Annotated in this window: 13 protein-coding genes; 4 read left to right on the top strand and 9 right to left on the bottom strand. The window is 63.2% G+C overall.

Going from position 1 to position 13,329, the window contains the following annotated elements:
* Positions 1-82 precede the first annotated feature (82 nt).
* The gene (locus ACIQUF_RS03055; protein WP_403128252.1) at positions 83-697 is read left to right on the top strand and encodes a Yip1 family protein; all 615 of its coding nucleotides are present in this window, start codon (positions 83-85) and stop codon (positions 695-697) included.
* A gap of 17 nt (positions 698-714) precedes the next feature.
* Here ACIQUF_RS03055 and ACIQUF_RS03050 read toward each other — a convergent pair whose 3' ends face one another.
* The 5 genes from ACIQUF_RS03050 to ACIQUF_RS03030 form a co-directional block, all read right to left on the bottom strand.
* Positions 715-975: a DUF1652 domain-containing protein gene (locus ACIQUF_RS03050; protein ID WP_403128249.1), complete on the bottom strand. Its 261-nt coding sequence runs from the start codon at positions 973-975 to the stop codon at positions 715-717.
* A 204-nt stretch (positions 976-1,179) separates the two neighbouring features.
* Complete coding sequence (locus tag ACIQUF_RS03045; protein ID WP_403128246.1) at positions 1,180-2,082, bottom strand: DNA-3-methyladenine glycosylase family protein; 903 nt, start codon at positions 2,080-2,082, stop codon at positions 1,180-1,182.
* 126 nt (positions 2,083-2,208) lie between these two features.
* Positions 2,209-3,084 carry a pirin family protein gene (locus ACIQUF_RS03040; protein ID WP_403128244.1) on the bottom strand — a complete coding sequence of 292 codons (876 nt, stop codon included), beginning with the start codon at positions 3,082-3,084 and terminating at the stop codon, positions 2,209-2,211.
* 101 nt (positions 3,085-3,185) lie between these two features.
* Positions 3,186-4,058, bottom strand: a complete 873-nt coding sequence (locus tag ACIQUF_RS03035) for an alpha/beta fold hydrolase (protein WP_403128242.1) — start codon at positions 4,056-4,058, stop codon at positions 3,186-3,188.
* Between the two features lie 21 nt (positions 4,059-4,079).
* On the bottom strand, positions 4,080-4,709 hold the full coding sequence (locus tag ACIQUF_RS03030; protein WP_403128239.1) for a LysE family translocator: 630 nt from the start codon (positions 4,707-4,709) through the stop codon (positions 4,080-4,082).
* Between the two features lie 128 nt (positions 4,710-4,837).
* Here ACIQUF_RS03030 and ACIQUF_RS03025 point away from each other — a divergent pair, with 128 nt between their 5' ends.
* Entirely contained in the window at positions 4,838-5,317 is a 480-nt protein-coding gene (locus ACIQUF_RS03025) for a GNAT family N-acetyltransferase (RefSeq protein WP_403128231.1), read from the top strand.
* Between the two features lie 113 nt (positions 5,318-5,430).
* On the opposite strand, the gene ACIQUF_RS03020 is transcribed toward ACIQUF_RS03025, so the two are convergent.
* From ACIQUF_RS03020 to ACIQUF_RS03005, 4 genes are read right to left on the bottom strand one after another with little or no spacing between them, the layout of a single operon-like run.
* Positions 5,431-6,360 (bottom strand): aliphatic sulfonate ABC transporter substrate-binding protein, encoded by a 930-nt coding sequence (locus ACIQUF_RS03020; RefSeq protein WP_403128228.1) that lies wholly within the window; start codon positions 6,358-6,360, stop codon positions 5,431-5,433.
* A 3-nt stretch (positions 6,361-6,363) separates the two neighbouring features.
* Positions 6,364-7,407, bottom strand: a complete 1,044-nt coding sequence (mgrA, locus tag ACIQUF_RS03015) for an L-glyceraldehyde 3-phosphate reductase (protein WP_403128226.1) — start codon at positions 7,405-7,407, stop codon at positions 6,364-6,366.
* Positions 7,404-8,738 carry an LLM class flavin-dependent oxidoreductase gene (locus tag ACIQUF_RS03010; RefSeq protein WP_403128223.1) on the bottom strand — a complete coding sequence of 445 codons (1,335 nt, stop codon included), beginning with the start codon at positions 8,736-8,738 and terminating at the stop codon, positions 7,404-7,406. Before ACIQUF_RS03010 ends, mgrA begins: the two co-directional genes overlap by 4 nt.
* Positions 8,739-8,756: 18 nt before the next feature.
* Complete coding sequence (locus ACIQUF_RS03005) at positions 8,757-10,961, bottom strand: TonB-dependent receptor (RefSeq protein ID WP_403128221.1); 2,205 nt, start codon at positions 10,959-10,961, stop codon at positions 8,757-8,759.
* Between the two features lie 258 nt (positions 10,962-11,219).
* On the opposite strand from ACIQUF_RS03005, the gene ACIQUF_RS03000 reads away from it, so the two are divergent.
* Together ACIQUF_RS03000 and ACIQUF_RS02995 are read left to right on the top strand one after the other, a co-directional pair.
* Positions 11,220-12,266, top strand: coding sequence for a LacI family DNA-binding transcriptional regulator (locus tag ACIQUF_RS03000; RefSeq protein WP_403128219.1), 1,047 nt, complete (start codon positions 11,220-11,222; stop codon positions 12,264-12,266).
* A 126-nt stretch (positions 12,267-12,392) separates the two neighbouring features.
* A complete protein-coding gene (locus ACIQUF_RS02995; protein WP_403128217.1) occupies positions 12,393-13,328 on the top strand; it encodes a LysR substrate-binding domain-containing protein in 936 nt (311 codons plus the stop codon).
* The last annotated feature ends 1 nt before the right edge of the window (position 13,329 follow it).

The following is a 13,329-nucleotide window of genomic DNA, read 5'->3' as shown; positions in this document are numbered from 1 at the left end:
GATCAACGGCGGCGCACCGATCTGAACCTGCTGCGAATAGCGCGTCTCCATAATTAGAGGCCTCTGCCTTCAGGAGAACGCCATGAACAGTCCGTTGCTCAAACTCTTTACCCACCCCTCGGACGCCTGGATGGAAATCCGCCGGGCCGAAGAAGACCACCCGCAGCAATACCTCCCCCGCTTGCTGGTACTGGCATTGATCCCCGCGCTGTGCCTGTTCATCGGCACCACTACCTTCGGCTGGAGCCTGGCCGCCGAAGAGCGGGTGCGCCTGAGCATGGCAAGTGCTGCGCAGCTAGCCGGGCTGTTGTACGCCACTACGGTAGTTGGGGTGGTGCTGATGGGGGTGATGATCCGCTGGATGTCCCGCGGCTTCGACGTGCAACCGAGCCTCAGCCAATGCATCGGCTTCGCCGCCTACTGCGCCTCGCCGTGGTTTTTTGCCGGCGTTATCGGGCTGGTGCCAATCCGCTGGTTGGCGCTACTGGTGCTGGTAGCCGCCTCAGCCTATGCGACTGTGCTGTTGTACGGCGGGCTGCAGACATTCCTGCGTCTGCGCAAGGAACAGGCAATGCTGTTCGCGACCTGTGTATGGGGAGTGGGATTGTTGCTGCTAGTGACCATCCTGGTGTCGATGATCCTGTTCTGGAGCAACGGCCTCATGCCGGAATACGTGCGGCCGGCCAGCCTTGGCTGACCGGCGCACAAGTGCTGTCAGGCGATTGCCCTGAGTGACGCTGGATGGCTGGCACGCAGCGCGTGCAACTGCCCGACCAGATTCACCACGTCACGGCAACTGTTGAGGTTCTGCAATGACACCCCGGTGAGGGTAACGCCTTCCTCCAGGCTCTGACCCTGGCCCAGCCGAATGGTCAGACTGGTACCGTCGGTGCAGCTGACTTCACACCGGTCAGGCAGGCAGGCCTGTTCGATCAATTGCCGCATTTCCAGCATCGAAACTCCAATCAACGACATGTCGCGACCCTCTCTTGTTATGGATGGCCTGTAGCTAAGTGAGTACGCCCTTGGCAGGCAGGGTGCCAATTGATAATGCGCATGCCCAAGCGGCCGTCCATGCGCCGGGGCAATGATTATGCGGGAGATCATTTAGCACCTTAGTGGAAGAACGGCCAAGGGCCACGACCGTTCGATACAATGATGGCACTTGGCGACAGGCGGTCAGTCGGATAAAGACATCCATAAATACTGCGCGGCATACGCACGCCATGGTTGCCAGGACAATGCTCGTTGAGCCAAGTCAGCGTCAGGCCCTTCCAGCAAACGCAACGCTTTGACCAGGGCGACATCACCTAACGGAAAAGCATCGCCCTCGCCTGCCTGGCGCAGCGCCAGGTATTGGGCGCTCCAGGGGCCGATCCCCTTCAGGCGGCAAAGATTGCCGAGCAGCGTTGGTAACCCCTGCCCCGCGCTCAGCAAGTCGGGTTGATCGAGCAGCGCACTGGCGATGGTGGCGAGGGTCGCCGCACGGGAACGGGGCATGCCGAGATTGGCCAAGTCTGCAGCAGCGAGCGCTTGCAGGGTCGGGAACACGTGAGTCAGGCCGGTGCCCGGCACGCTCAGGGGTTGCCCATGACGCGCCACCAGGCGCCCGGCCAGGGTCATGGCTCCGGCCACACTGATCTGCTGGCCGAGCACGGTGCGCATAGCTTGTTCGCAGGCGTCCCAACCTTGGGGGACGCGTAGGCCAGGGCGTGCGACAACTAATTTGGCCATCAGGGGGTCGCTGGATAAGGTTGTCGCGATGCGCGCTGGGTTGGCGTCCAAGTCGAAGACGCGGCGGATGCGGGCGATCAAGGCGGGAATTGCGGCGCTGCCAATGGCGCTGATGCGGATGTGGAGATGGTTGCCCGATGCGGGCCTGGCTTCGAGTACGGCGTGTTGGCCGTTGATGACCAGGGTGCGACTGTAGATGCCGTTGCTGAAGGTTTCGATACCGGGGATGCAGCGGGCTGACAGAAATGCCAGGGTCGAGGGCCAATGATAGGGGGCACGGTAGCGCAGCCACAGGGAATGGTGGCCGGTGGGGTTGAGGGTGCGACGTACGGCGTGCAGGCGAGTCATTGCGGCATGATGCCAGGGTTTTCGCCAGCTGTGCCGGCCTCTTCGCGGCTAAAGCCGCTCCCACAGGTTAGACTGCACACCAATCGGTGGGAGCGGCTTTAGCCGCGAAGAGGCCGGTGCAGGCTGTCAGTGAGCTTCGTCTACCATCTGCCCAAACCGCCCGGAATGGAAATCATCGAACGACTCGGCGATCTCTGCCTGGCTGTTCATCACGAACGGACCATAACCCACGATCGGCTCATCGATCGGCTCGCCGCTGAGCAACAGCACACTGGCGCCTTCGAGCGCCTCGACCAGCACGTCTTCGCCATCGCGCTCCAGCAACACCAGGCTGGCCGGCCCAACCTCACGCTCGGCGTTGATCCGCACCGATCCACGCAGCACCACCAACGCGGCATTGCGGCCGGCAGCGATGGGCAAGCGCAGCGTCGAGCCGGCATTCAGCCGCATATCCCATACATCCATCGCGGTAAAGGTTCGCGCCGGCCCCTGATGGCCTTGGTATCGGCCAGCGATCACCCGCAGGCTGCCAGCGTCGCCTTCAAGCGCCACGTTCGGGATATCCGCCGCCAGTAGCGTTTGATACCCAGCAGCCGCACGCTTGTCGCGCGCCGGCAGGTTGACCCACAGCTGCACCATCTCGAGCATACCGCCACTGCGTGCGAACGCCGGGGAATGGAACTCTTCGTGGATGATGCCGTTGGCGGCGGTCATCCACTGCACGTCACCTGGGCCGATCAGGCCACCGGCACCGGTTGAATCCCGGTGTTCCAGCTCACCCTGATAAACGATGGTCACGGTTTCGAAGCCCCGGTGAGGATGCTGACCGACGCCGCGCCGGTCAGTGGTCGGGGTGAAAGCGTGGGGGCCGGCGTAGTCCAGCAGCAGGAACGGGCTGATTTGGCTGGCCAGGTTGTCGTAGGTGAACAGGCTGCGCACCGGGAAACCGTCACCTACCCAGTGGGCATGGGGGCTGCGGTGGATACCCAGGATCTTTTTCATGAGAAGTCTCCTCTCTAAGGCTGGGTTAACCTTACCAGTGAGAACAATCAACCAGTAGCCAGCAGAAATGGCTTTAATCGTTCCACCACTGGAACAGTCGCTCAGCGATGCAGGTAATCCACTACCTGTTGTGCTGCCATGGCCGGGGCTTCCTGCATGAAACAGTGCCCGCCTGCCACCTCCTGGGCTTTAACGTGTGTATTGAGGGAGGCCAGGCGCTGCACAGAATGGGGCACGAAGGGATAGGTCTGTTCCCCATACAGCACCAGGGTAGGTGTCTGAATGGCGGCCAGCTGCACCCACATCCGCGACGGGAACGAACTGAAGATCTCCACCTCACGGCTGGGGCGGCACTTGAGCACAACGCCCTCACCACAGTCGCCAAGGGCGTGTTCGATGTACGCCTGCAGCGCCGTATCGCTCCAACCCTTGAAAATCCCCCGCCCCTGCAACGAGGCCAGTGCCGCCTCGCGGTCCGGCCAGTGGCTGCGGCGGCTGGCCGCCTTGCGCGCCAGGGTATGGCGGCGGTGCAGACCAACCAGCGCGGCGGCCCCCATCACACCGATCATGCGCCGGCTGAACAGCACCGGGTCGAGCAGCACGGCGCGTTCGAACAGGCTCGGCTCACTGGCCAGGATCAAACCGGTAAGCACACCGCCGAAGCTGTGCCCCAGCGCGAAGCGGGGTACCTCGCCATATTCGCCCCGGCCCGCCTCGAAGGCCTCCACCGCCAAGGCCGCAGTCCGGTTCCAGCCGCGGAACACACCCCCATGATCACTGTCGCCATGCCCCTGAACATCACACAGCCACAGGTCGAAATGCTCACCCAGGCGCATCAGCATCGGCTCATAAGCCAGGCAGCAAAAACCGTTACCGTGCAGGAAATGCAGCAACGGCCTGCCGCTGGCGGGCGAGCGCCAGCCGCGCAGGGTGAAACCTTCGGAGCATTCATGGGACCAGGGGATCAACTGCATGGGTGGGTGATACTCGTCGCGTTACGAAAACGACGATTCTACAAACAGCAGCGGGTACAGCGATATCACCAGCAGCAAGGCCATCAGGACATTGAACAGCATCAGCCAGCGCGGGTTCTGCAACAGGTTGCGCAGCGCACTGCCGCACATCACCCACACCCCCACGCTAGGCAAGTTGACCAAAGCGAACACTGCTGCGACAACGATCACGTTCATCACATAACCCTGGGCCGGCGTGTAAGTGGTGATCGCCCCGACCGCCATCACCCAAGCCTTGGGGTTGACCCACTGGAACGCTGCCGCGCCCAAGAAGCCCAGTGGTTTGCGGGCGTTTGGCGAGTCGGCGCTGAGCGGCCCGGAGGTGGCGATCTTCCAGGCCAGGTACAGCAAGTAGGCGGCGCCCACGTAGCGCAGAATGGTGTACAACGCAGGCCAGGCCTTGAACACCTCGCCCAGGCCCAGGCCGACGGCCAGCACCATGATCATGAAGCCGATACTGATGCCCAACGCATGGGGGATCGAACGGCGCACACCGAAGTTCACGCCGGACGCCAGCAACATGGTGTTGTTGGGCCCCGGGGTGATCGAAGAAACGAAGGCAAACAGCACGAAGGCGGTGAGCAGGTCGAGAGAGGCAAGCATGGCAGGCATTCCAGAAGCGTTATAAGTGCTGTCACACTACTGGAGTCGCCCTGCCTTGCGACCGGTACAGTTGCATTAAATTACGCAGATACACATTACTGTATTGCTACCTGCACTTCAGAACAAGGAAGCCCTGCATGAGCCTGACCATCCGCCGCGCCGCACGCACCGACGCTGCGCAGATCCTTGCCTTCATTACCGAACTGGCCGATTACGAACGTGCGCGCCATGAGGTCATCGCCAGCGTTGCCGATATCGAGCATAGCCTGTTCGACGCGGGCAGTACGGTGCACAGCCTGATTTGCGAGCGCGAGGGCAAGGCGATCGGGTTTGCCGTGTACTTCTACAGTTATTCGACCTGGTTGGGGCGTAACGGGATTTACCTGGAAGACCTGTACATCACGCCTGAGCAACGCGGCGGTGGCGCCGGCCGCGACCTTTTGCGGCATATCGCGCGCGAAGCGGTGGAGAACCGTTGCGGGCGATTGGAGTGGAGCGTGCTCGACTGGAACGAGCCGGCGATCGGTTTCTACAAGTCGTTGGGGGCCGAGCCACAGGATGAGTGGGTGCGGTATCGGTTGGATGGGGACAAACTGTTAACGTTTGCCCGCGGTTGATCGGCAGTCTGAACCGGCCCTTTCGCGGGGCAAGCCCGCTCCCACAAATATCGGGGTCGCCGCAAAATCTGTGGGAGCGGGCTTGCCCCGCGAAAAGGCCGGAACTGTTTACATCAATTTTGCCGCCAAACTGCTCCCGCAATATCAACCCGCTTGGGCAACACCCGGTTCTCGAAAAACAACGCCGCCGTACGCTGCTGTGCCGCCACGATCTCTTCACTCACCGCAATCACCGGCGACGCCGGCCGATGACTGAAACTGCGCCGCACCACCGCTTCTGGTAAGCCCATGAATTGCGCCAGCAGCCTGATGCTGCCCGCCTCATCCGTGCGCGTCAGCGACTCGGCGCGCGTGATTTCGTCCAGCAGTTGCCTGACGAAATCACCATTGGCCTCGACATACCCCCGCGCACCCAGCATGAACGGGCCGATCAACCCCAAACCTTCGCCGTCGGTCAGCAACCGCGCTTTGCCTTCAAGGTCGATCGCCGAGTAGAACGGATCCCAGATCGCCCAGGCATCCACGCTGCCGCGCTCGAAGGCCGCACGCGCATCTGCCGGCGCCAGGTACACCGGTTGCACGTCTCGGATGCTCAAGCCGGCCTTGGCCAAGCTACGCAACAGCAAATTGTGCGCACTGGAACCCTTTTGCAGGGCAACGCGCTTGCCTTTGAGCTCGGCAACCGAATGGATCGGACTGCCCTGGGGCACCAGAATCACCTCGGCCTTCGGCTTGGGCGGCTCGGCGCCGATGTACAGCAGGTCGGCACCCGCTGCCTGGGCGAAGATCGGCGGAATGTCACCGGTGGAGCCGATGTCCAGGCTGCCGATGTTCAAAGCTTCGAGCATCTGCGGGCCGGCGGGAAACTCGATCCACTCGACCTGGGTGTTGGCAAAGCGCTGTTCCAGCAGGTGGTGCTGCTTGGCCAACACCAGGCTGATGGAGCCCTTCTGGTAGCCAATGCGCAAGGTGGCAGGGTCTGCCGCCTGCACCGTACCGGCCAGGGCCAGCAGCGCAATCAAGGCGAAGCGTACGATGCGCATCGGTCACTCCTTCCAGTCGGTCGAGGGTTTTTCCCAGAGGTTGATCCCGCCTTCCACGGCGTACTGGTCGATCTCGGCCAGCTCATCTGGGCTGAATACCAGGTTATCGAGTGCTGCCACGTTTTCGATGATCTGCTCGGGCCGGCTGGCGCCGATCAGTGCCGAACTGACCCGTGGATCGCGCAGCGTCCAGGCCAGTGCCAGTTGCGCCAGGCTCTGGCCTCGACGCTGGGCGATCTCGTTCAAGGCCCGTGCCCGGGCGATATTGGCTTCGGACAAATGCTGCGGCAGCAACGAGCCGCCGCCTGCACGGTTGACCCGGGCATCGGCCGGGATCCCATCGAGGTATTTGTCGCTGAGCAGCCCTTGTGCCAATGCAGTAAACACGATCACGCCGGTACCCAGCTCACCCGTAGCGTCCAGCAGGTCTTGCTCGATCCAGCGGTTGAACAGGTTGTACGAAGGCTGGTGAATCAGCAGCGGGACCTTCAACTCCGCCAACAACGCGGCGATCTCGCGGGTTTTGCCGGCCGAATAGGACGAGATGCCGATGTACAGCGCCTTGCCCTGACGCACGATATCGGCCAGGGCGATGGCAGTTTCCTCAAGTGGCGTGTCGGCATCGAAACGGTGCGAGTAGAAGATATCGACATAGCCCAGGCCCAGGCGCTGCAGGCTCTGGTCGAGGCTGGCAATCAGGTACTTGCGCGAACTGCCGCCCTGCCCGTAGGGCCCCGGCCACATGTCCCAGCCCGCCTTGCTGGAGATGATCAGCTCGTCGCGGTGGCTGCGCAGGTCTTCGCGCAGCAGGCGGCCGAAGTTGGTTTCGGCACTGCCGTAGGGCGGGCCATAGTTGTTAGCCAGGTCGAAGTGGTTGATGCCAGCGTCGAATGCGGTATGCAGCAAGGCGCGCTGGGTGGCGACGGGCGTGGCGTCGCCAAAGTTGTGCCACAGACCCAGGGACAGGGCCGGCAGCATCAGGCCACTGCGGCCGACTTTCCGGTAAGGCATGCGCGCATAGCGCTCGGGGTGGGCGGTGTAGCTCATGGTTGGCCTCGCTCGGCAAAGAATGGGTTGACGGGGCGCGCCAGCCCCAGGTGCTCGCGCAACGTGCGGCCCTGATACTGGCGGCGGAACAGGCCACGGCGCTGCAGTTCGGGGACCACTTGTGTGGCGAAGTCCTCCAGGCCCTGCGGCAGGTGCGGCACGAGCACGTTGAAGCCGTCAGCGGCCCGGCCTTCGAACCAGGCCTGCAGCGCGTCTGCAATCTGGGTTGGCGTGCCGACCAGGCTGTAATGCCCTCGCCCGCCGGCAATGCGCCGCCCCAGATCGGCCAGGGTCAGTTGTTCATTGCCGGCCAGCTCGGTGAGCAGTTGCTGGCGGCTGCGCTGGCCATCCTGGGTCGGCGGCAGGTCTGGTAACGGGCCGTCCAGCGGGTAACCGGACAGGTCGAAGTTGCCCAGCATGCGCCCGAGCAAAGCGACGCCAACGCGTGGGTCGACCAGGTCCTGTAATTGTTGGAATTTGTCTTGAGCCTCAGCGACACTGCGCCCGACCACGACGAATACGCCGGGCATGATCTTCAGCGAATCCTCGCAGCGCCCATAACGTGCCAAGCGGCCCTTGAGATCGGCATAGAACGCCTGGGCTCGGGCCAAGCTGGGTTGCGCGGTGAATACCACTTCGGCGCTTTCGGCCGCCAGCTCTCGCCCCGCCTCCGATGAGCCCGCCTGCACCAACACCGGCCGCCCTTGGGGTGAACGGGCAACGTTCAATGGGCCTCGAACTCGGAAGTGCTCCCCGACATGATCGAGGCTGCGTACCGCGTCCGGGCGATGGAACTGGCCGCTGGCCTTGTCGCGCACGAAAGCATCGTCCGCCCAGCTGTCCCACAGGCCCTGCACCACTTGCTGAAATTCACGGGCCCGGGCGTAGCGCTCGGCATGCGGGATATGCGCATCGCGGCCGAAATTGCCCGCCTCGGCGGCGGCATCGGAGGTGACCAGGTTCCAGCCCGCGCGGCCACCGGACAAATGATCCAGCGAAGCGTACTTGCGTGCTACGTGGTACGGCTCGTTGTAACTGGTGGTGGCCGTGGCAATCAGGCCGATGCGCTCGGTCACCGCGCTCAGTGCTGAGAGCAAGGTCAGTGGCTCGAAGTACACCGAACGGGCGCTGTGGCTGGCCAGAGCGTCCGTCGGCGCGGCAACGCTGTCGGCGACGAACAGCGCGTCGAAGCAGGCCGCCTCGGCGATCTGGGCGGCGCGGCGGTAGCTGGCGAAGTCCAGCGGATCTGCCGGTACCTCCGGGTGGCGCCAGGCTGCGAGATGGTGCCCGGTGGCCATGAGGAAGGCGCCGAGGCTCATTTGACGACTCATGTCGATCTCCTTGAAGGATCAGAAGTCCTTGCGCAGCTGCACGCCGAAATAACGCCCGTCGTCACGCGGCACCGAGCGGTAGATGTAATCCCCTCCACTGGCGAGCATCTGCGCGTACGACTTGTCACCGAGGTTCTTGCCCAGCAGCGCCACGCGCCAGCCGTCGTTGTAGTCGGCCAGGGCGATGCTGGCGTTCCAGATGCCGTAGGCGCCTTGCACGGTGTCGGGGTTCTGGTCGAGGCTGAACTGCACGTCGTCCTGCCAGCTGTAGTCGCTGGACAGCTCGATATCCAGGCCGTTGTCCAACGGGATCGAATAGTCGGCCCGCACGTAGGTTTTCCAGTCCGGGGTAAACGGCAGGCGACCACCGTCGATGTTGCAGTTGGCCGCAGCGCCCACCGGGCAGTTGAAGTGGTCGACCCGCGCCTTGGTATAGGCCAGCGCCGCCGACAAATTGAGCTGGCGAGTGACCTGGAAGCTGGCGTCCAGTTCCACGCCCTGGGTCTTGACCTTGCCGGCGTTGACCAGGCGGGTCACCACCTGGTTGGCGACGGTGTCATAGAAGTTGGCCTGGTAATCGTCGTAGTCGGTGTGGAATACCGCCAGGTTGGCCATCAGGCGATTGTCCAGTGCCGTGCCCTTGAGGCCGACTTCGTAGGCGTCGGAGGTTTCCGGCTTGAGCGCGCCAGTGTCGCGCGGTTGCATGTTGAAGAACACGTTGTAGGCCGGGCCTTTGTAACCGCGTGAATAGGTGGCGTAACCGGTGAGGTTGTCGCTGAAGTCGTATTGCAGGCCGGTGCGGCCGCTCCAGCCATCTTCATCCACCGAGCCGGAACTGGAGGTGGAAGGCTGGATGCCGGTGACGGCGGTGGGCGACGTGGAAGTGCGACGGTGGTCGTATTCGAGGTCGTCGTGGGTCCAGCGCAGGCCGAAGATTGCGCGAAAATCGTCGGTGAAGTTGAAGGTGTTCTCACCAAACAGGGCAACGCTGTCGTTGCTCGTCGAGTAGTCGGCCCGCCCGGTATTGGCTACCCCGCTGTTGACCGACAGGCGCTGGTACGTTTCGTTGGAGGTGCCATGCATGTAGAAAGCACCGAGCACGTATTCGTTGAACTGGCCCTTGGGCGAGGTCAGGCGAAATTCCTGGCTGTACTGGTCGTAGTCCACCGTGCCCTTGTCATGTGAGGCAGTCACTGGCAGCAAAGCGCGGCGGTCGCCGTCCTGGTACTGGGTGTTGTCCCAGCCGCGCCAGGCGCTGATCGAGGTCAGGGTGTAGTCGCCCAGCTGCCAGTCGAGCTGAGCCGACAGGCCCTGGTTCTCGTCTTCGACATGGGTCTTGAAGTCGCTGTTGATATCGCGGTTGTGGGCACTGGGGGTGGCCGGGCGGAGCTGGTTGGCGAAGGTGCTGCTGGCTTGGGTGATCACGCCGCTGGGCAAGGTGTCCTCACCCTTCATGTAATCGGCGATCAGGGTCAGGCGCAAGGCTTCGCTGGGCTCGAATTCGAGCTTGCCGCGCACACCCTTGCGCTCGTAGCCGTTGACATCGTGGCCGTTGGCGACGTTCTCGACGTTGCCGTCATAGTCTCCCCACAGCGTGCTCAGCGAGCCCTTGAGCTGCTCGTTCAGGCGGCCACCAATGCCGAAGCGCAGGCGGTTTTCGTCACCGCCGCCGAAGTGCGAGTAGTCCATATAGCCCTGGTTCTGCTCGGGGATGGCTTTGCTGACCACATTCAGCACGCCGGCCGAGGCGTTCTTGCCGAACAACGTGCCTTGCGGGCCGCGCAGCACTTCGATGCGTTCAAGGTCGAGCAGGTCAAGGGTGGACTGACCAGGGCGACCGAACACCACACCGTCGACCACGGTGGCCACGGTCGGCTCGACGCCCGGCGAAGTGGAAATGGTGCCCACGCCGCGAATGAACAGTGAAGTGTCCTTGTTCGACGCGCCGGCACGGTAGTTGAGGGTCGGTACTTGCTGGACGATGCTGGCGACGTTGTTGCGATTGTCGCGCTCGAGCTGTTCACCGTCGACCACTGACACAGCCACCGGCACCTCCTGCAAGGTCGATTCGCGGCGGGTGGCGGTTACCGTCACCGCGCCCAGCGAAGTGGCTTGCGGGGATTGTTCGGCCGCCTCGGCGCATTGGCCGACGGCGGCAAGCAGCACGGCGGCGGCCAAGGGGTGGCGTTGGGTAAAGGGGAACGTGCTACGGCTTTTCTGCATGATGCTCACTCTGCCAATCGAGACCAGACCAGGCCCCATCTGGGGCCGACACGGGTATTGCTGGGGTTGTCTGGTCTCGCTCGTGCGAGTGGCAGGCGCTTGCCAACAGCAGCGCTTGTTAGCGCTAACATGAACAAGTATCAGAGCGGCCGCTTAGCAGGTCAAATACTAAAAAAGCAGATTTATATGCAATAAAGCTATTTGCCATTAGCGCGATCGTTAGCGCTAACATCGCGGCATTTCCTGAGGATGTAGCCTGTGAGCCAAGCCAAGGATACGCCCCGCAAGCGCCGTGGTGTCGGCCGCGTCACCCTGGCCGAAGTCGCCAGGGCGGCTGATGTTTCGTCCATCAGCGTGTCCCGTTATTTCAACCAGCCCGAACAGGTTTCGCCGCCGTTGCGCGCACGTATCGAGGCCGCCGTGCAGGCGTTGGGGTATGTGCCCAACCTGGTGGCCGGCGGGCTGGCCTCGGCACGCGGGCGTATCATCGGCATGGTGATCCCGAACATCTCCGGGCCGATCTTCGCCCAGACCATCCAGGCCTTCAGCGACACCCTCAGCCGGCACGGCTATCAGTTGCTTCTGGCGTCCAGTTACTTCGATGAGGCCCAGGAAGAAAGCGCCGTGCGCGCCTTCCTCGGCTGGTCGCCTGCTGCGCTGGTGGTCACCAGCCGCTTTCACAGCCCGACAACCGAAAAGATGCTGGCCGAAGCCGACGTGCCGGTGGTCGAGATCTGGGACTACTGCCCCGAACGCACGCCGGTGCAGGTCGGGTTTCTGCATCACCAGGTCGGTGTGCAGGCATGCCGCTATCTGCTGGATAAAGGCCATCGACGCATTGCCTTTGTGCAGAACAGCGCAGCGGGCGACCTGAGTGCGCTGGAGCGGCGTGACGGCTATATCGCCACGCTGCACGAGGCAGGGCTTGAGCCCTGGGTGTTCGTGCCATCGGCTGACTGCACACCGTTCGAAGCGGGCAAGCAGGCCATGGAGGCGTTGATCCGCCGTAACCCGCGCCCGGAGGCGATCATCTTCGCCAATGACAACCTGGCCGCAGGCGCCCTGCTCGCCGGCCAACGCGCGGGGCTGCGTTTACCCGAGGACATGGCGATCATGGGGTTTGGCGACTATGCGTTTGCCGAAATGCTGATGCCAAGCCTGACCACCTTGCGCCCGCCGTCGCGGGAGATTGGCGAGGTGGCGGCGTTGCGGGTGTTGCAGCACCTTGGGGCACTGCAGCCTATTGGCGAGGTGCAGCGCCTGAATTTGTTGGAGTGTGAGCTTGTTGCCCGCGAGAGTGCGTGAGCGAGGGGACTGGCTATGGTCACATGAAGTGTGACTGCCAAGTCACCGCACTACCCCCCCGCGAATTTTTCTGCCACTGTCAGCACGCGGCGCGGACCAGCGCGCCGCGCCTTGCCAGGACGTCGCATGAAAACACAAGAAAACGGCAATACGCACAAAGGCTACCGACGCATCATCCCCTCGATGACCGCGCTGCTCGATTTCGAGGCGGTGGCCCGCCACGGCAGCTTTACCCTGGCCGCTCGGGAGCTGGGAGTGACCCAGGCGGCGGTGAGCAAGCAGGTCCGCCAGCTCGAAGAGAGCCTGGGCAACCAGTTGTTCCAGCGCCTGCACCGGGGTATTCGCCTGACCAGCGAGGGCCAGGCGTTGTTCGCCGTGCTGTCCGAATCGCTGCAAAAAGTCGCGGCGATGTTCGACCGCATCAGCGAAGGCAGCGGCGAGCAGGAGCTGGTACTCAGCTCCACCGCCACCTTTTCCCAGTTACGGGTGATGCCGCGCTTGAGCAAGCTGCGCGCGGCCATGCCGCAATTGCGCTTGCGCCTGGCCACGCAGATGTTCACTGGCGACCTGCGCAACCACGATGTCGACCTGCTGGTGCGCTATGGCAACGGTCGTTGGCTGGATGGCACCGCGTTGCACTTGTTCGACGAGGAAATTTTTCCGGTGTGCTCGCCCAAGTGGCTGGCAAACAATGCCGTGCCCGAGTCGCTGGAGGCGCTTTATGAGGTCGACCTGCTGGACGCCGATGCCACCACCGAAGGCTGGATGACTTGGCCCACCTGGTTCCGCGAACTGGGCGGCAACCCGCCGAAACTGCGCTACAGCCTGCGCTGCCACCTGTACAGCGACAACATCCAGGCCGCACTGCATGGGCATGGTGTGGCGCTGGGCTGGGGGCGGATGATCGATCACATGCTGGCAGCGGGTGAACTGGTGCGGATCACCGATTTGGTGGTGCGGCCGCGCGAGGCGTATTACCTGGTGGTGCCCCATGGACGTGACATCACGCCCACGGTGCTGGGGTTGGTGGACTGGCTGCGGGATGCGCTGCCAGCCCCCTAGG

It is taken from the genome of Pseudomonas sp. NPDC090233 (assembly GCF_044772285.1).
Taxonomy (GTDB): Bacteria; Pseudomonadota; Gammaproteobacteria; order Pseudomonadales; family Pseudomonadaceae; genus Aquipseudomonas.
Note: the sequence above shows the minus strand (reverse complement) of the source record. Positions and strands in the feature narration are given on the sequence as shown.